Source organism: Wolbachia endosymbiont of Glossina morsitans morsitans (assembly GCF_000689175.1).
Classification (GTDB): Bacteria; Pseudomonadota; Alphaproteobacteria; order Rickettsiales; family Anaplasmataceae; genus Wolbachia; species Wolbachia pipientis.
Genome location: NZ_AWUH01000164.1, coordinates 1 through 1,044, shown reverse-complemented (window position 1 = coordinate 1,044; position 1,044 = coordinate 1). Strand labels below are relative to the sequence as shown.

At 39.4% G+C, this 1,044-nt stretch carries 1 pseudogene; it reads left to right on the top strand.

From position 1 onward, the window contains the following. Positions 1-1,044 (top strand): annotated as a pseudogene (locus tag WGMM_RS04115) (AAA family ATPase); the annotation flags it as partial.

The following is a 1,044-nucleotide window of genomic DNA, read 5'->3' as shown; positions in this document are numbered from 1 at the left end:
CCACTTAACATTTTAGATTGGAGTGCAGAGCGCTTTGTAGGTCCGGTACCAGGGCAAAAGTTTCTTGTTGAAGGTCTATTTCCTTTAGGTGTTACTTCAATAATAGCAGCAATGGGAGATACAGGCAAAGGTATGCTTCTTCTTGACCTAGCGCTTAAGGTTGCAAGTGATAAGGATCAGATGTGTGGCTTTGGTTCACTTGTTACTGAACATGGATCAGTAGTGATTTTTTCAGCAGAAGATGATGCAAGTGAGATACACCGCCGCTTAGAACGACTCGACCCTAAGTGTGAAAGGTTGAAACATAAAGATAAATTATTTATTGTACCACTGCCAAACGTCAGAGGATCACTTACAATACTCAGAAATGTTCGTGGTAAAATCGTCGAAGTTTCTTCTGAATTCGAATCCGTAATGAAACAGCTCGAGGAAATTAAAGATCTGAAATTGATAGTATTTGATCCACTTGCTTCATTTATCCATGCAGATATAAATGCTGATCCTGCTGTAGGGGATTATCTAATGTGCTTATTATCTGATTTAGCATGTAGCACTGGAGCTTCGATAATTACTGCTCATCATATGAGAAAGCCAAAAGGAGAAAAACCGATATTAACTGCTGAACAAGCACGCGATGCAATTAGAGGTACCTCTGCTCTTGTTAATGGTGTTAGATGCTCATACGCTTTTTGGCCAATAGAAAATACAGCTAGGCTAGAAATCTTTAAGGCAGTAGGAGAAACACCAAGACAGAATGCTTTGTTTCATGGGGCAGTTGTGAAGGCCAATGGTTTAGCTGATCGCACTGTAAGAACTTACCTAAGAAATCAGGAAACGGGGCTATTAGAAGACATAACAGAACAACTAAAAGTTAAAAATATTAGTGATACAGATCTAAAAATGTATCTTATCGATGCAATTACACGATCTTGCTATTGCAGGACATCCATTTACTCACACAGGAAGCACAGGAGTATATAAACAACGGCATAGACTACCTGAAGTTTTTCACAGCATGGGAAGAGATCGACTAGAGCGTATAGT